This is a genomic window from Rhodopirellula islandica, from assembly GCF_001027925.1.
Lineage (GTDB): Bacteria > Planctomycetota > Planctomycetia > Pirellulales > Pirellulaceae > Rhodopirellula > Rhodopirellula islandica.
On the sequence record NZ_LECT01000030.1, the window covers coordinates 21,233 to 37,197 of the forward strand.

Annotated in this window: 15 protein-coding genes; 7 read left to right on the top strand and 8 right to left on the bottom strand. The window is 57.7% G+C overall.

What is annotated here, in order from left to right; translation table 11 throughout:
- Positions 1–44: 44 nt before the first annotated feature.
- Positions 45–2,024, bottom strand: coding sequence for a polyprenyl synthetase family protein (locus tag RISK_RS15820; RefSeq protein ID WP_047815296.1), 1,980 nt, complete (start codon positions 2,022–2,024; stop codon positions 45–47).
- A complete protein-coding gene (locus RISK_RS15825) occupies positions 2,021–3,961 on the bottom strand; it encodes a prenyltransferase/squalene oxidase repeat-containing protein (protein WP_047815297.1) in 1,941 nt (646 codons plus the stop codon). The genes RISK_RS15820 and RISK_RS15825 overlap by 4 nt, the downstream gene beginning before the upstream one ends.
- A gap of 457 nt (positions 3,962–4,418) precedes the next feature.
- Between RISK_RS15825 and RISK_RS15830 the strand changes: the two genes are divergently transcribed.
- The 3 genes from RISK_RS15830 (at position 4,419) to RISK_RS15840 (ending at position 7,871) form a co-directional block, all read left to right on the top strand.
- Positions 4,419–5,738 (top strand): CpaF family protein, encoded by a 1,320-nt coding sequence (locus RISK_RS15830; protein ID WP_047815369.1) that lies wholly within the window; start codon positions 4,419–4,421, stop codon positions 5,736–5,738.
- A gap of 114 nt (positions 5,739–5,852) precedes the next feature.
- Entirely contained in the window at positions 5,853–6,818 is a 966-nt protein-coding gene (locus RISK_RS15835) for a type II secretion system F family protein (RefSeq protein ID WP_047815298.1), read from the top strand.
- Between the two features lie 66 nt (positions 6,819–6,884).
- On the top strand, positions 6,885–7,871 hold the full coding sequence (locus tag RISK_RS15840; protein ID WP_047815299.1) for a type II secretion system F family protein: 987 nt from the start codon (positions 6,885–6,887) through the stop codon (positions 7,869–7,871).
- A gap of 37 nt (positions 7,872–7,908) precedes the next feature.
- On the opposite strand, the gene RISK_RS15845 is transcribed toward RISK_RS15840, so the two are convergent.
- The 3 genes from RISK_RS15845 to RISK_RS15855 form a co-directional block, all read right to left on the bottom strand.
- Positions 7,909–8,304, bottom strand: coding sequence for a response regulator transcription factor (locus RISK_RS15845; RefSeq protein ID WP_047815300.1), 396 nt, complete (start codon positions 8,302–8,304; stop codon positions 7,909–7,911).
- 10 nt (positions 8,305–8,314) lie between these two features.
- On the bottom strand, positions 8,315–9,076 hold the full coding sequence (locus tag RISK_RS15850; RefSeq protein WP_236696360.1) for an alpha/beta hydrolase: 762 nt from the start codon (positions 9,074–9,076) through the stop codon (positions 8,315–8,317).
- A 130-nt stretch (positions 9,077–9,206) separates the two neighbouring features.
- Positions 9,207–10,247, bottom strand: coding sequence for a galactitol-1-phosphate 5-dehydrogenase (locus RISK_RS15855; RefSeq protein WP_047815302.1), 1,041 nt, complete (start codon positions 10,245–10,247; stop codon positions 9,207–9,209).
- Positions 10,248–10,652: 405 nt separating this feature from the next.
- Between RISK_RS15855 and RISK_RS15865 the strand changes: the two genes are divergently transcribed.
- The gene (locus tag RISK_RS15865; protein ID WP_236696361.1) at positions 10,653–12,125 is read left to right on the top strand and encodes a metallopeptidase; all 1,473 of its coding nucleotides are present in this window, start codon (positions 10,653–10,655) and stop codon (positions 12,123–12,125) included.
- A gap of 10 nt (positions 12,126–12,135) precedes the next feature.
- Here the strand turns inward: RISK_RS15865 and RISK_RS15870 are convergent, their stop codons facing one another.
- Positions 12,136–12,480: a hypothetical protein gene (locus RISK_RS15870; RefSeq protein ID WP_150122597.1), complete on the bottom strand. Its 345-nt coding sequence runs from the start codon at positions 12,478–12,480 to the stop codon at positions 12,136–12,138.
- Positions 12,481–12,565: 85 nt separating this feature from the next.
- Between RISK_RS15870 and RISK_RS31650 the strand changes: the two genes are divergently transcribed.
- Positions 12,566–12,748 (top strand): hypothetical protein, encoded by a 183-nt coding sequence (locus RISK_RS31650; RefSeq protein WP_150122598.1) that lies wholly within the window; start codon positions 12,566–12,568, stop codon positions 12,746–12,748.
- Between the two features lie 72 nt (positions 12,749–12,820).
- Complete coding sequence (locus RISK_RS32245; RefSeq protein WP_160311453.1) at positions 12,821–13,282, top strand: hypothetical protein; 462 nt, start codon at positions 12,821–12,823, stop codon at positions 13,280–13,282.
- A 116-nt stretch (positions 13,283–13,398) separates the two neighbouring features.
- Here the strand turns inward: RISK_RS32245 and RISK_RS15880 are convergent, their stop codons facing one another.
- Complete coding sequence (locus RISK_RS15880) at positions 13,399–14,874, bottom strand: GumC domain-containing protein (protein WP_047815307.1); 1,476 nt, start codon at positions 14,872–14,874, stop codon at positions 13,399–13,401.
- A gap of 120 nt (positions 14,875–14,994) precedes the next feature.
- On the bottom strand, positions 14,995–15,615 hold the full coding sequence (locus RISK_RS15885) for a gamma carbonic anhydrase family protein (RefSeq protein ID WP_047815308.1): 621 nt from the start codon (positions 15,613–15,615) through the stop codon (positions 14,995–14,997).
- On the opposite strand from RISK_RS15885, the gene yidD reads away from it, so the two are divergent.
- A complete protein-coding gene (yidD, locus tag RISK_RS33600) occupies positions 15,614–15,934 on the top strand; it encodes a membrane protein insertion efficiency factor YidD (RefSeq protein ID WP_047815309.1) in 321 nt (106 codons plus the stop codon). The genes RISK_RS15885 and yidD overlap by 2 nt on opposite strands.
- Positions 15,935–15,965 lie beyond the last annotated feature (31 nt).

Sequence of the window (15,965 nt, forward strand, 5' to 3'; positions counted from 1 at the left end):
TTCGACCAAGAACACACGGGAGCGAGGTTCAATCACGGAACAAACTATCGAGCGACAACACCAATCTTCACGACCGCGGGCGAACTCGACGGCTGAGATTCCTCACCAGAGCCCGATGCCTCAGGACGTTCCAACACGGTGTCGACCAAAAAATACAGCAGTCGTCGTAGATTTTCCTTTTCGATCTCGTCGGCAACCTGCTCCGCGCGGGCCTGATGCTTGTCGATCAGCTGCAAGCTCATCTCAAACACGTTGGCCTTCTCGTACAGCTCACGTGCCGTGCTCAATCGTTCACGATCGGACAAATCGCAACCAGGTTCCGCCAGCCCGAGCAAGCGTTCTTTGTCGTCAGCATCAAGGTGCTGGAGCGCCAACGCCCACAACAATGTCGGGCGTCCACCGATCACATCCGCCCCAGCCGTCAACTTGTTCGAATCGTCCCCCGCCCAGTCATTCAGGTCGTTGATGATCTGAAATGCCACACCAAGATTGCGGCTGAACTTGCGAATCGGATCGACCAGCGCCGACGCATCCCCCGCCATCCGCACGCCGCTGTAAAGCGCCGCTTCAAACGCAGGCGAAGTCTTGAGTGCATAAATTTTGAGCGCGTCCAAGGGCGTCAGTCGGCGATCCTTGGCATCACGCCAAAGCAATTCCGCTCCTTGTCCCTCGGACAATCTCACGTGGGCCGCCGCCAATGAATCCAGTAAGTCAACGCGTGTTTCCGCGTCCACTTCGTCGCCCATCACGTTGCGGCTGAGCAAACGGTACCCCAGTCCGATCAAGTAATCGCCCACATTGATCGCGGTGGCGGTTCCAAATCGCTGGTGCACCGCGGGCTGACCGTACCGAAATGCGTCCCCGTCTTCGATGTCGTCGTGAACCAAACTGGCTTTGTGAAACGTCTCGATGCTCAAAGCCGCCCGCCGCACCGCATCCGGCACGCGGTTGAGCACGTCTTCGCCGTCCGCTCCCGTGCCATCCCCACCCTTCATCGCATCGTACGCGGCCAAGGTGATGAACGGACGCGAATGTTTTCCACCGCGGACCAAGAAATCCAGGGCAATGGATTCCGTGGCGGCAATCGGGTCGACACCCTCCAGTTGCTCCGCCGTCACTGCGGGTCGCGATCCGGTCTCGGACGGGGTCGTTTCCAACATGCGAGTGCCGGGCGAATAAGCGTTGGCTCCCTCGCCACCCAAACGGCTTTCGCGTTGCCGCGGTGCCAGTCGTTCAAACAAAGTGTCTTCGAACAGCAATCCTGCCGCTCGCATCAGGTGAACGTAGCTCTTTGTTTTCGCGGCTGCCGGTTTGTAAGGCGTGCGAATCATCTGTTCCACCCAAGGCTCATCGACCTTGGTGTTTCGGCAATCGCTGGACAGCAGGGGCACCGCCATGCAGGGAATTCCCGCCAGCAAAACCTTGTCGATGGCTTTTTCCAGCACATTCAAACAAGCCACGCCGACCACCGCGTCGACGTATCCACCGACGATGATCTTCATCACGACCGGTGAACCTTCGGCCACCAACACTCGGTAGCCCATGTCTTCGGCGACCGAGCGGAAATCGGCGATGCTGCAGGCACCACATTCTTTGCAATTCATGCCGAATTGGTCGTATTCGGCGGGACAACCCTCGGCGTGCTTCAAACAGTGAGGGAGCAAAAACAACCGACGTTCGGGAGGAACCGATGCCAAGGCATCCGCCCAAAACTCGCTGCTGATCATCACCATCACCCAACCCAGATAGCTCTCAGGCAAATCAGCCTCTTCGAGCATTCGGCGGGAGATCTGTTCCATCTCATCCTTGGTCATCGGATGAGAACGATCCAGCTTGGCCGCGACTTGCGCGCAGCGATCTCGCAGACTCTCCCGCATGGCCAAGGTTTCAGGCACCTCCTTCAAATGGCTCGTCTTGCGACGTCGCCCTGAGGAGGCTCCCGGGACAGACACATCACTCGATGCGTTTTCACTTGGCGGGACAGATGCAGGAAGGGAGGAGGATCCGGTCGACAAGCCAATCACCTAAGTAGTTCGTCGCGTTGCATAACCCGGCCCAGTGCCGCAGTCGTGAAGACCAGCGGATAAAGCCGCTCGTAGTACCAAAGTTTGGCAAAATAAAACCCGATCGGCCAAGCCACCTGGTGACGCTCGTGCTGCACGGCGTCGATCAGCCAGCGGGTGCCCGAAAGTATAGCCGCTCTCAGCGAGGAACGCATCGACGGATCCCAAAGGCTTCCACTGAGAATGTCGTTTGGCCCTGCCTGCCCGCCCTCGTCGCCCGGAATCCGGGCCCACCAACTCACCAGAGCCTCCACCGCCAGCGCCGTTTCTTCCACCGTGCTGATGGAACCCTCGGGCAAAGCAAAAGTTTCGCGAACCGAAGGGCCGCCTCCCCACCCCCCATCTCCATTCTGATTCTCGATCAAATACCCCAGCCCGCGAAGTATCGCGTCGTGCCCCAACTCTGGACTGGCGTCCACCAACACTCGCGACGTCCCGTAAACCGGATTGTCCTCCTCCGCCCGGTCCTGATTCCCAAACCACAGCGGCAACCACGATCCATCGGACTGCTGGTTTTTCCGTAAGAATTTGAGCCCACGCCGAATCGCCGGCTCCCGTTTCGCCGAATCGCGTTGGGGCAAACAAGCGATCGCTCGCAACGCATGGGCCGTCAAATCATTGCTGCTCCGGTCGAACGGCAACTTGCCCCAACCGCGGCAAAACGTCGGCCAGCCCCCATCGCGGTTCTGCAATCCCAACAACCAATCGACTCCGCGATCACATGCCTGCGACGCCGGCCACGGTTGTGAATCATCGCCCCCCAGCAAGCTCGGTTTGGTGGTCGCCTGCATTCGCAACGAGATGATTGCACCGGGAGTGTCGTCGGCGTCCGGCACCGAACCTGTCAGATCGGTCCACCCCCAGCCACCCGGGGCAGCTCCCGTGAACGGATGCCGCTCCTGATACTGACAACCTCGCTGCCACTGAACCAATGCCTCCGTCGACCAAGACCGATCGTCCTCCGGATCCATTGCCAGCGCCGTCGTTGCCAGTGACGTCACCCAGTTCGCGAGGTTCGTGTCGATCGGCCAACTCCCATCGGGCAACATCGACTCTCGCAAAAAACGCAGCCCATTTTGAGTCACTTCATGCGACGCACGTCCACTCGCCGAAAGCGACATCACCACAAACGCAGTCAGCGGCGTGGCTTCGAGGTAACCGCCGCTGGAGGGCTGCATCGATTGCAGCACCTTCATCGATGGCTCGATCGCGGCTCGCCGAACCAGCGACCAAGGCGGCAGACAACCGCCGCCTTCGAGGAACTTGACCTGCCCAATCGCAACCAGCGCCGGGATGGCGTAGCTGACCACGGGCATCCCCACGAATCGATACAACGATTGAGGGACAACCGCCGCCTCAAATGGCAACGCGGAAACCCGTTTCCAAGGCACCAACCCCGCAATGGCCATGTTGGTCAGAATCGGCACGACAAACGTCTTGTCTTTGCCATAGCGTTCGCGCAGCCCGTCGAGTTCGCCGGCCGCCTCAATCCAACCCTTCAATCGCGCCACCGCACCGGCGTCCGTCGCTTCACCAATGACTTGGTCCGACAACGCCCAGGCCGCCAACACCAAGTAACTGGTCGCAATGTTGCTGTGACTGCGATCGGTGTCGCCAAAGCCACCATCGTCGTTCTGCTGCGCTGCCAGCCAACTTCGTCCGCATTGAATCTGCTTCAGCAGGGCCGCCTGTTCCGCATCCGGCAACTCGCCCGAGCGAACCGCCGCACTCATCGCGCTGACCGCCGTCGCGGTCGACAATGCCGAAGCCGACAACTCGCCCAACCAATGCCCCTCCTCCGTTCGCTGCGCCAGCAACTCGCCACGCAATCGATCCAACGTCGAGCGTAATTCGCGTCGGCACACCAACTCATCAACAGTATTTTCAGCGACAGACATCTTCGTCCAAACAGGAAGCGTTCAATCCAAACCAACCTCTATTCGAACACACCTCGAGCAGTCGCCGAAACCACCCCTGCCGAAGGTGCCCTGCAACGGACGGATGCGCAACCAACCGACCAGTGGGTTAGATGCCTGCCCGGGATTGCAACGCTTGGCCGACGAAGAAGCGGCATTCCCCCTGGTGCGTGCTCGCCCTGTTTCTTTGTCAGGGTGGAATGATTCGAAAGAGCGATCCGGAGTGTGATTGGAGCAAACCGACTGCCGGCCAACAGCAACGGTTCATCTTTTCCAACGCGTAGCCTCGTCATAACCCGCAAAGCCTTTGCAGAGCGTTCTTTTTTACAGGATCACGTTGCGTTTTCGCAGCATGCGCACCGTTTAGGTCGTAGGGTTGGGTGAGTCATTTCAGGCACTCTGTACGGGTGCCCGACACACCGTCAAGGAAACCAGAATCATGCGACAAGCAGCGCCTCCCCAACGTCCCGAAGCGAATCGCCAGGAACAATTCGAGCAAATCAAACGCCGGATCCACGGCAAGCTCGTCGACAAATTGGATCTTTCGCGTGTTGGTGACCTCCAAGGCGACACGCTCAAACGTGAAATCCGCATGGTGGTGGAACACCTTTGCGATGCCGAAGACACGCTGCTGAATCGACAAGAGCGTGAGCGAATTGTCGACGAAGTGCTGGACGAAACCTTTGGACTGGGTCCCTTGGAATTGATCCTGAAGGACCCCAAGGTCAGCGACATTCTGATCAACGGTCCCAAGAACATTTATGTCGAAAAGAACGGCCAAATGCAGAAGACCGACGTGGAATTCCGCGACGGCAAACACCTTCTGCAAATCATCGACCGAATCGTCAGTAAAGTTGGCCGCCGCGTCGACGAAACCTGCCCGATGGTCGACGCTCGACTGGACGACGGCTCGCGGGTCAACGCCATCATTCCTCCATTGGCACTCGACGGTGCCGCCGTTTCGATTCGTCGTTTCGGTAGCAACCCTCTGCGTCTGGAAGACCTGCTCAACTACCGGGCCTTCACACCTGAGATGGTGATGTTGCTCGAAGGCTGCATCAAAGCACGCCTGAACATGATCATCGCCGGTGGTACGGGTTCTGGTAAAACGACGCTCCTGAACACACTTTCATCGTTCATCGGTCATGAAGACCGAATCGTGACGATCGAAGATGCAGCGGAGCTTCAATTGCAACAAGACCATGTTGTGCGACTGGAAACTCGACCGCCTAACATTGAAGGCAGTGGAGCGGTCACCGCAACGGACTTGGTCAAGAATGCTTTGCGGATGCGTCCCGAACGAATCATCATCGGCGAATGCCGGGGTGGTGAAACGTTGGACATGCTGCAAGCCATGAACACGGGTCACGATGGATCGCTCACCACGATTCACGCCAACACCCCCCGTGACGCAATCGCTCGTCTGGAGACGCTGGTCATGATGTCCGGATTTGATTTGCCGGTCAAAGCCATTCGCCAACAGGTCAGCGGAGCAGTCGACGTTTTGATCCAGGCCAACCGTTTGCAAGGTGGACCTCGTCGAGTCACCGCGATCACCGAAGTGGTCGGAATGGAACAAGACACGATCATCCTGCAAGACATCTACCGATTCAATCAAACAGGCATCAACGCCGAAGGCAAAGCCCACGGGCAATTTGTCTGCAGCGGTGTTCGCCCAAGCTTCATGGACAAACTCGAATCCGCCGGCGTGCGCCTGCCCGCCAGTGCCTTCCGTGAACGAGTCATGATGGACGCCTGATCCCAGGCGAACAGCCAGTCGTGACGCCAATTTGATCGCGTCACGACTGCTGAAGCGACCTTGTAGTTCTCTTCGCAAACTTACGCTCGACTCTCCTCTTCTATCAACACTCCCATGTCATCCATCATCATCATCGTCGCCGCCGGGGTCTTTGTTGCCTCGATCATCGCGTTCGGTGCATCTGTCTTGATGCCTTCGGAAGAAACGACCGCGACGGAAGATCGCTTGACTCAATTGGCCCACGGGAAACGTGGAGCAGAATCTGAGAGCAACTCACAGTCGTTCTTGCTGAACGACCTGGACGACACCACCGGCATCTTGAAGATCATCATGGACCGCATTCCCGCGGTCCATAAGATCCTTGAACAAGCGGACATTGACCTGACCGTCACCAAGTTCACCATGATTTGTGGGGCTTGCTTTGCCTTTGGGCTCGTGCTGTGCATCGTCACTCCCATCCCGATCCTGCTTGGTCCCATTGTCGGTGCCATGTTCGTTGGCGGACCAGTGTTCTACGTGATGTTCAAACGCAAACGACGCTTGAAGCGATTCGGGGAACAAATTCCTGAAGCGCTGGAGCTGCTCGGCCGTTCCCTTCGTGCCGGCCACTCGCTCAACGCGGGATTTGGTCTGGTGGGTGAAGAAATGGAAGCTCCTTTGGCGACCGAATTCCGCCGCTGCTTCGAAGAACAAAAGTTTGGCATCCCACTGGATGAATCGATCGAAGACATGGCGGAGCGAGTCCCCAACATGGACCTTCGATTCTTCGCGACCGCTGTGATTCTGCAGCGACAAACCGGGGGTGACTTGAGCGAAATCCTCCACAAGATCGGACACTTGGTCCGCGAACGCCTGCAAATCCTGGGAACAATCCAGGCCCTCACCGGGGAAGGTCGGATGAGCGGTGCTGTGCTGCTCGCTCTACCACCGGTTTTGTTCCTGGTCATGCTGAAAATCAACGCCGAATACGTGTTGATGCTCTTTTCGGACGAACTCGGACGATACGCCCTGGGAATGGCCTTGGTCACTCAGGTGCTAGGAGCCTTGGCGATCAAGAAGATCATCACGATCAAAGTCTAGATCCCACCGCCGCTCGCTTCGCATTCCCCATTCTTTCGCTCATTGCACTTCGCACAACTCAGTCCCATGTTCACACACTCAATCGCTTCCGAACTCATCGGCTTCGTCAGCCCGTTGACTCTGACCACCATCGCGATTTTTGCTTCGGTGACATCGTTCGCTTGGTTCGTTCTCAGCAAAGTGGGCGGGGACGACCAAGCACCTGCCGAATCACGCCTCGAGCGGATGAAGGATGCCAAACGCGGGATCCGCGACATCGCCGCCGATGACAAACAACGGACCAAGAACGAAGCCCTGACCGAAGCGTTGGAAAAAGCAGCGACGCCCATCGCCAGTTCCGTGTCGGGTAACGAAGCCGAGATGGGAAAACTGCGTGAGAAACTGGTCAACGCTGGCTTCCGTCGCGAAAGCGCGCCGGTCATTTTCAAACTGATTCAACTGGTCTGCACCGGCATTGGACTGATGCTGGGTGGTGTCACCGGAGCGGTTCTCGATGGACTGACTCAGGGAATGATCATCAAGCTGCTGCTCGGGATGATCTTTGGCTTCATGCTTCCCACCTTGGTTTTGGGTTACCTCGCCGGCAAACGCCGCGAAAAGATCTTCCTAGGACTGCCCGATGCGTTGGACCTGATGGTCGTCTGCGTGGAAGCCGGCCTGGGGCTTGACCAAGCCCTTCGGAAAGTGGCCGAGGAAATGCAAAAGAGCCACAAAGCGATCGGTGAAGAATTCTCGATCTCCAACCAACAATTGCAACTCGGTCGCCCACGTAGCGAAGTGCTATCAGGACTGGGCTATCGAAGCGGAGTGGACGACTTGAAGCAATTGGCATCGATTCTGATCCAAGCGGACAAATTCGGTTCGAGCATCGCCCAAGCACTTCGCGTGCAAAGCGATTCCATGCGAACCAAACGACGCCAAATCGCGGAAGAGAAAGCCGCCAAGACAGCCGTGAAGATGATCTTCCCATTGGTGCTGTTCATCTTCCCAGGCATCTTCGTGGTGCTGGTTGGCCCCGCCGCGATCAACATGTATCGCCAAATGCTTCAGTGAGCCCCAAAGGACTCGGCGACACAACCCAACACGCGAACTATTTCAGCAATCGTTCCACCGCTTCCAGCAATTTTTCGATCGCGAATGGTTTGCGAATGTACTCGCTGACGCCCAGCAATTCCGCGTACGCTTGATGCCGACTGCCTTCGTTGCCCGTGATCATGATCACAGGAACCGGCAACTCGTTTTCGCGCCGCATCTTCTCCAGAACCAAGAATCCACTTCGCTTGGGCATCATCATGTCCAAGATCATCAGCTGTGGATTTTCGCATTCCGCCAACGCAAGGGCCTGGTTGCCATCGCGGGCAACCACCACTTGGTAGCCATTGGATTCCAAAGCGTACGAAACCGCCTCGATGATTTCCGCATCGTCATCCACAACAAGGATTTTCGCGGTGGAGGTGGCACTGACTGACTGGGCAGGGGTGTTCATCAAGTGGCGATCAATTGGCGGAGAAATCGATCGGTGACAATCCCTCGCTGGGACGAACCGTCGAATTTTCCGCGGTGGACTCGGAACGTGGTTGGATGATGTTATCAAAACACCACTGATCCATGTCACGCAACGCCACCGCGTTCATGACATCATCGCCTCGGTACTGGCGAATTTCAACACGCGCTCGGATGGATTCCGCAGCCAGGATGCCACGCTTCAATTGTTCGGGGCAATCATCGACGCCATTGATGGCTTGCTGCCACAAAATCGGCAGACGTCGTTCCCGAAGTCGATGGTACTCCCTCATCACTGATTGACTGGTGGGAAATTGCCCTCCCATCATTGCCACCCCGGCAAATCGCTCGGGTTCCATCAACGCGATTCGGCAGGCCATCGTGGCGCCACTGCCATAGCCCGCGATCAAAACTCGCTTGGAATGAATCGACATTTCCGCCTGGGTGTGCTCAATCGCCTCCACCACGGATTCGCGAGCGGAGGCGATGGAGGACTTTCCTTCGGCCCAATCAAACCCCCAACCGCGGACATCGGTGGCCTGATTCCCTCGGACTCCGACACCGACATAGTTCCGGACGCTGACGTGCGGCAGAACCTGTTCGACCTGCAATTCATTGTGGCCGCTGTGGTGAAGCCAAACCACCAACGGGTACTCGTAGGACGGCGTGTAGTGCAGCGGCGAGACGATCGACAGGGGACGACGCCGCTGTTCAGACCTTGCCGCAGCAGGCTCGGGAGAGGGATACGAGCGCATTCGGCTTGCAAACGGGTCGCTCATCTTTTGTCCTGAATCGGTCAGTGGGTAGTCCGCGGAAGACGACGGTGGGAAACTAGTTTCACGCCGCCTTCAATGTCAACGTCGAAAAGTCATCTGGCTTCGGATCTCACTCCGAACGAGGACAAACCAACACCTTCATTTGCTCCGCGTCACCGGCGTGCAAGCGGTCAAACCACTTCGGACCATCCGCCAAAGAAATTTTGGCGGTGATCAGTGGCTCGACGTTGATCACGCCGCGATTCATCAAATCGATGCACTGCGGGTACTCGCCGTTGCAGCCACAGGTGCCCTGCAGACGAATTTCTCGTGTCACCACCGACTGCAAAGGCAATTCGATTGTCGGCGCCACGTTGCCCACCAAGGTCACCGAGCCTCCTTTGCGGACTGATTCGATGGCTGTTTTGATCGTGGGCGTGGCTCCGACGACTTCCAATGCCACATCCGCCCCCCGTCCACCCGTCAATTCGCGAACTTTTTCTGGCACGTCGACTTGGTCGGCTCGTAGCAACACGTCGGCGCCCAACGCCCCGGCTGTTTCCAAGCGTTTGTCATTCAAATCCACGGCGATGACTTGTGTCGCACCGGCTGCTCGCACAGCCTGAACCGCCAACAGACCGATCATTCCGGCCCCGACCACCACGGCGGTGTCCCCCAACCGAATCGGGGTGAGTTCTGCCGCGTGCACCGCGACGCTGACCGCCTCGACCAAGGCGGCGTGTTCAAACGGCAGGGTGTCAGGCAATCGATAGACAATCCGGCGTGGCACTGAAATCCGCTCGGCAAACGCACCGTGACGTCGATAGTCGCCACACGAGACCCCGAGAACCATTCGGTTGTCGCACAGGTTTCCGTGCCCTTCTCGGCAGAAATCACAATTTCCGCACGACACCATCGAATCAAACGTGACGCGTGCCCCCAGTTCCAAATCGGTGACGTTCTCGCCGACCTGAACCACCACACCAGCCGCCTCATGCCCCATCACCAAGGGCGGGATGCGACGCCCAGTGCTGCCGTCGTAGCCATGAATGTCACTGCCGCAAATCCCACACGCTTCGACCTGGACCAAAACATCGTCCGGCCCCACCTCGGGCTCGTCCACGTCCGTCACTTGCATGTTTTTGTACTCGGTCAGCAACAATGCCTTCATGGTGCAACGCTTCTGTGGGTGGGGAGAGGAGGAAGGGACGGCTCGGAATTCTATGCCAAATCAGTGGGCAATGAAACGATGCCCGCGAGAAAGAAACGGACCGATGGCAAGCCCGATTCAAATTCATCGGCACAACGAAGTAAACTGCGTGCCTCGCCATTCGTTTCGCACATCTTCGGAACAGTCGGGAAAGAAGTGTCAGGCACCTTTTGCCGTGACAGCCCCTCAAACGCTGCGCACAAACGGTCCCCAATACTTTTTTCCCGCTTCCTGCGAAGCGACTGTTGAGACGCAATGGAGCATTGGATGCAGGAGCCTTGGCGGAACTTCGATTCTGATCCCAATTGATTTGCGAATCCCCTTTGACCGAGTCCATCCAACCCAATCCAGAACGGTTTGTTCCCAATGAGACCTTCCTGCATCCGCCTGTCTCGCGCCGCCACGCCACTGATGTCGATCTGCATCGCCTTGGCCGTCGCCACCACCCAACCCCAGCCCAACTCTGTCTTTGCCAGCAATTCCGACTCGGCGATCCAGGTCGACAACCACGAATCCAATTCGGAAGTCCGCTACAGCGTGGTTCTGCTGCGAGGCACGTTGCCAGCTGAGCACGACATCCCCCTGACGATCGTCAATGAGCAAGCACCAACCGGGGCCAGCCCCGTTAAAGTCCTGACCGACGGAAAACGCTTCAAAGCGTTGGTCGAACTCTCAGAGGGAAAAAACGTCATCCACTTGGAACACGCTTCCACTCCCACGACGGAATTGATCCTCACGTACAAGCCTTCCACCAACCCGCACTACGTTCGGTTGATCTGGATGACGGATCAATCGGGGGAAACAGATTTCGCGACGCCGGATGATTCGGTCACCCAGGACTACGAGAATCGACTTCGCACCGCGGCTTTGCTGATGCAAACGTTCACCGCTGAACGGATGAAGGACCTGGGTTACGGCCCCCGAACCTTTGCGTTGGAACACGACGAAAACGGCCAAGTGATCGTGCACACCTGGAAAGGCGACGAAGACAAACAGGACTACTACGCTCAAGCCGACAACAACCGGTGGTGGCCACGCGTTCGCCGTTGGATCAACGAAGAACACCCTGACCCGATGGCCAAGAACGTTGTCTTGGCGGCCTACACTCGCAAAGACCCACGAACCGGAAAGATGCTGGGACACACCGCTCTGGGCGGAGCCAACCTGGGATTGTTCGGCAGTGCATCGGTGTTCTGTTGGCCGCGTGACATTCAATCGGCGATGGATGTTTTCCAAGACGACACCGCGGTGGACGCCACCCATGTTCACGACGACAGTGCCTTTCGTGGAACGATCTGGGCCCTGGCGTCCACCACCATCGGCGCCACCTTGCACGAAACCGGCCACGCCATGGGATTGCCTCACTGCACCGACAACATGGGGATCATGACGCGAGGATTTGATCACTTTCATCGCGTGTTCACCTTCACGGATCCGCCGAGCAAGCACAACCAACAGTCCCGCCAGTTTTCTCCCCCGCAAGAAGCCTACTTTTCACCCGTCAGTGCTTCGTTTCTTCGCTGGAGCCCTTGGTTTCAACTGGATGCGACCAGTCATGAAACGTCACGCCCCGATGTCGAAGTCGATGAAGCGGCGAAACTCGTTCGCATCCACAGCGACTCCGGCATCCCTTGGATCGGATTCCATTCCAAAGATCGAATCGAAACCTTTCGCGAATACGGATCCCATGACGCGGAAGCCGCCGACCATCCCAAATCGATTGAACTCACCTTCGATGAAATCCAAAAGATGAAACCGGACACGGCAATTCATCGAATCGTGGTCGTGGACAGCAACGGAGCGTCTCAAAACGTCTCGCTGCCCCAACCTTCGAACTGATTGCACGGACTTAAAAGATGGCGGATTCGGCTACGTTTTCGCCATTTCTAAAGCGAGCGTTGACGCCTGGCAGCACCGCAACTGCGGCGTTTTTCGAGAATTCCCCTCGACCCATCGCCGCTTGGTTGCGTAGAAAGGAACTCATGAAACCGACTGCATGGACCCAAACAGCACTTCGAGCACCAGCATTGCTGGCAATGCTCGCGTTGTGCATTTGGCCAATGCTGCAACCTCCGTGTTGCTGCGCCGCGTCGGTCTCAAAGGGTGCCTCGGTGGCAGCGGGATGCTGTGCATCCGCCGAAACTGCCACCGCTTCGTGCTGCCAATCGACCGCATCGGGCTGTGCAGAAGCCAAGCCTTCGGAATCAGGTTCCGACTGCCTTTGCCAATGGACTTCCCAGTGCGACTGCGATGTTCGGTCGGCCCTGACTGACTCGTGGGTGAGTTCACGCGTGCTCACCGTCGATGACCAGCCCGTCGCTTTCAGCATGCCAATCGGTTTGCTGGAAGATTTCCTGGCTCCGCTGCCGTCCCCCACTCTGGATCGGCAACCGGAGACGTCATGGCAATCGGCTGTGACGTCGCGAGACCGCTGCGTGCTCCTGTGCCGCTGGCTGAATTGAAATCCAAGACTGATCTGACTGACAGTTTTGTTTGAATTTTCAATTGAGTTTTGGTTCGATAGGAGCCCTAAGATGTTACGTACTTCCATGATGTTTGCTGCCACCGTGTTGGTGGGAGTTGCGATTCTGTTTGCCGCTCGAAGCGCCGTTTCGAGTGACAACGCACCCGCCGTTCTCGGTGAGACGTGCCCGTGCGGTCAATGCGAAGCCGGTTGCGATTGCTGCCTCGATGGCGATGTCTCGTGCGACAACTGCTCGTGCGAGGCCTGCGAGTGCGACGCCTGTGATACCGCCGGCAACGCAACCGCAGCACCGAAGATGAGCTGCTGTGCAGGTTCGTCCTGTGGAGACGCTGCCAGTGACCGAGTCGCGTCAAACGACTCGCTGACTTCAGCGATCGCGGAAGCTTGCATTTGTGGTCAGTGTGATGCTGACTGCAACTGCTGCTTGGACGAATCAGTCGACTGCGACAACTGCAGTTGCGAAAGCTGCCAATGCGAGGGTTGCGTGGACGCACCCGCAACAGGTGCCTGATCGCTGCATTTGCGATGACCTCCGCACGGGATTCACCGTGTAGGCATCGCCTTGGCTAAAAAAGAAACACCTCGCCGAGCGGACTCGGCGAGGTGTTTTTCGTTGAATTTCGTTGCTCAACCCCGATCGGAACCACGCCGACGATCCTGCCCGTCCGGCGGAACCGAAGTGACTTGCGCGGCCACTTCCGGCGGCATGTGATCCGTCGCCCGACGCCCCGTCAGTCGGTCGCTCCAGCGACGTCCCGCACTGGCACCTTCCGGCCCAGGTGCAATCAAGAACACGGTTCCCAGTCCAAACACCAATCCGGCAAACAACGATCCAAAGGTGACGGAGATTCCCGACATACCTTCGGGTGAATCACCGACTTGTGGTGGTCCGAGTTCCGCCAACAAATTGGTCGAGAGAGCAGCGGACCGGCTGGCCTGAGCTTCCCCTAACGCGGCCTCCGCTTCCGCCAACTGGTGAGTCAACGCTTCCGCATCGCTATCCAGCTTGGAGTAACTGGTCCGCACACCGGCCAATCGGCTCAGCTTGTCGTGCAGTTGATCCTGTTTATCACGAAGTCGTTGAACTCGGTCGCTGGCCAACGCCAACGTCGGCTTCATGGCTCGAACCGCTGCTCGTGCTTCTTCCAACATCCGCGAAGTGATTTCGCGTTCAGTCGTGATCGCGGAGCGACGACGTGGATGCAATTCGGTGTAAACGCTCGCCAATCGACTGGATTCGATTTGGGCGTCGATCAATCCGTCCTTCAATCGTTGCAGGGAAGGCTGACTGGACAGCAACTCATCGCCACTGACCAACAACTGACGTGGGTCTTGCGACCCCGCAATCAACAGTTGCTGCAACGCGTTCAAACGTTCGAGTTCCAATTCTGCCAACTGCAACTCTTTCGCGTTCTCTTCCATCGTTCGTCGGTTGGCACCATCACCCGAGATCGCATCGTTCAGATTTCGCAACTCACTGAGGTCCGATCCAAAGCGAACTTCGACCTCGTTCATCTTGTTCAAGACCGTGTCCAATTTCTGCCGCGTCAAATCACGTGCATTGGTCAACTCGATGATGACACTATCCGCCCGAATTCGGCGGACCGTCCGCAGGTGACTGCTCAGGTTATCCAGGAGTGCCCGGCAGAAGTCGGTCGCACGCTCGGGCGTCTCCGCTTCGACTTTCAGGTAAACCAGTTCACTGTTGCCAAACTCGCTTCCTTGAGGCGCGACCACGTTGACGCGTCGGTTGGCGACCGTGTCGACCAAGGTCGTCGATGGATAGGTCTCGTCTTCTTCGCCACCCACCGGTCCAACGTCTCGCAGCGCCGCGGCAACCACTTCTGGGTTGCGAGCCATTTCGAGCAATGTTTCTTGGGCTGCCTTCAGATCCGTTTGACTCGAGAAACGTCCCAAACGATCGACGGCACCGGTCGCTTCGTCACGAAGAACGAGCGGTTGTCGAGCCGCCCAACGGTCGCTTGAAAACAACGCCGTCCCCAGCCCTAGCACGCCAAACAAGACGGCCGCTCCGCACCAAACCGGTGCGAACAAAACCAAAATATTGCGAATGTGTTTCCACGGAATAGGAGCAGCTGACATGTTGGAACACGGGCTCGAGAGGAGATTCAAAGAATATTCCCCCAACACTAGGACGCCCCCAACGCACAGCCCCAAGAAACTCCATGGGTTCGAAAAACCGAACGACCAAACTGGCGGTTCTCAATCGACCTTGCGGGAGGTGACGTTTGTGCCGGTCATCTCCTCGCGATAGAGCCGGCCCAACCTGACATAGTGCTGAGCCCCTTCCCGGGAACGTTCCAGAAGCGATTCGCTCACTTCTTTGATCGGTTTCGCGGGGGTGCCCACGGCCAACATCCCCGGCGGGATGACCGTGCCCTCGGTCACCAGTGCGCCTGCGGCGACAATGGCCCCTTTGCCAATCGTGGCGCCATTGAGAACAATCGCACCAATCCCTATCAAGGCATCGTCTTCGACGGTGGCACCGTGCACGACAGCCGAATGCCCCACCGTAACGCGTTCGCCAATCACACACGGCATCCCAGGATCGCAATGCAGCACGCATTGGTCTTGGACATTGCTCTGTCGACCAATCACAATTTTTTCCGTATCGCCACGCATCACAGCGCCAAACCAAATGCTGACGTCCTCGGCGATGTACACTTCCCCCAAAACAGTCGCGTTGGGGGCGATGAATGCCGACGGATCGATCAAACTCCGATCCGCTTCACTGGTGACGATCGCTTGTCGCCGCGTTCGATCCGCTGGGCCCGCGGCGGACTGTTGGGGAGAGGATTGAGAATCCGAATCATTCGTTGACATGGTAAATCGGTTGCAGGAAGAGCAAGAAAACCTCGAACGAGTAGAACCTGACCCGGCGGAGGCTGCGCCGGAGTCACCACCGCCAATCCCGCGAGGCGTGTTGTCACGATTGGCGATCTCAACATTCGTGCTGAGCATCCGATGGTACCAAGTCGTGATCAGTCCGATGATGGGCCCCAGTTGCCGGTTCACTCCGACCTGCAGTGCCTACGCCATCGAATCCATTCAAAAACACGGGCCGATTCGTGGCACCTGGCGAGCGATCCGGCGCATCGGCCGCTGCCACCCTTGGAACCCAGGTGGCTACGACCCGCCGTGAACCGCCCTCCCGCAACTTCGAACGCTGAACG

Bases quoted from the DNA above. Each gene is read 5' to 3' on its own strand.
- RISK_RS15825 (WP_047815297.1), bottom strand. From the start codon at position 3,961: ATGTCTGTCGCTGAAAATACTGTTGATGAGTTGGTGTGCCGACGCGAA.
- RISK_RS15830 (WP_047815369.1), top strand. From the start codon at position 4,419: ATGCGACAAGCAGCGCCTCCCCAACGTCCCGAAGCGAATCGCCAGGAA.
- RISK_RS15835 (WP_047815298.1), top strand. From the start codon at position 5,853: ATGTCATCCATCATCATCATCGTCGCCGCCGGGGTCTTTGTTGCCTCG.
- RISK_RS15840 (WP_047815299.1), top strand. From the start codon at position 6,885: ATGTTCACACACTCAATCGCTTCCGAACTCATCGGCTTCGTCAGCCCG.
- RISK_RS15845 (WP_047815300.1), bottom strand. From the start codon at position 8,304: ATGAACACCCCTGCCCAGTCAGTCAGTGCCACCTCCACCGCGAAAATC.
- RISK_RS15850 (WP_236696360.1), bottom strand. From the start codon at position 9,076: ATGCGCTCGTATCCCTCTCCCGAGCCTGCTGCGGCAAGGTCTGAACAG.
- RISK_RS15855 (WP_047815302.1), bottom strand. From the start codon at position 10,247: ATGAAGGCATTGTTGCTGACCGAGTACAAAAACATGCAAGTGACGGAC.
- RISK_RS15865 (WP_236696361.1), top strand. From the start codon at position 10,653: ATGAGACCTTCCTGCATCCGCCTGTCTCGCGCCGCCACGCCACTGATG.
- RISK_RS32245 (WP_160311453.1), top strand. From the start codon at position 12,821: ATGTTACGTACTTCCATGATGTTTGCTGCCACCGTGTTGGTGGGAGTT.
- RISK_RS15880 (WP_047815307.1), bottom strand. From the start codon at position 14,874: ATGTCAGCTGCTCCTATTCCGTGGAAACACATTCGCAATATTTTGGTT.
- yidD (WP_047815309.1), top strand. From the start codon at position 15,614: ATGGTAAATCGGTTGCAGGAAGAGCAAGAAAACCTCGAACGAGTAGAA.
- RISK_RS15885 (WP_047815308.1), bottom strand. From the start codon at position 15,615: ATGTCAACGAATGATTCGGATTCTCAATCCTCTCCCCAACAGTCCGCC.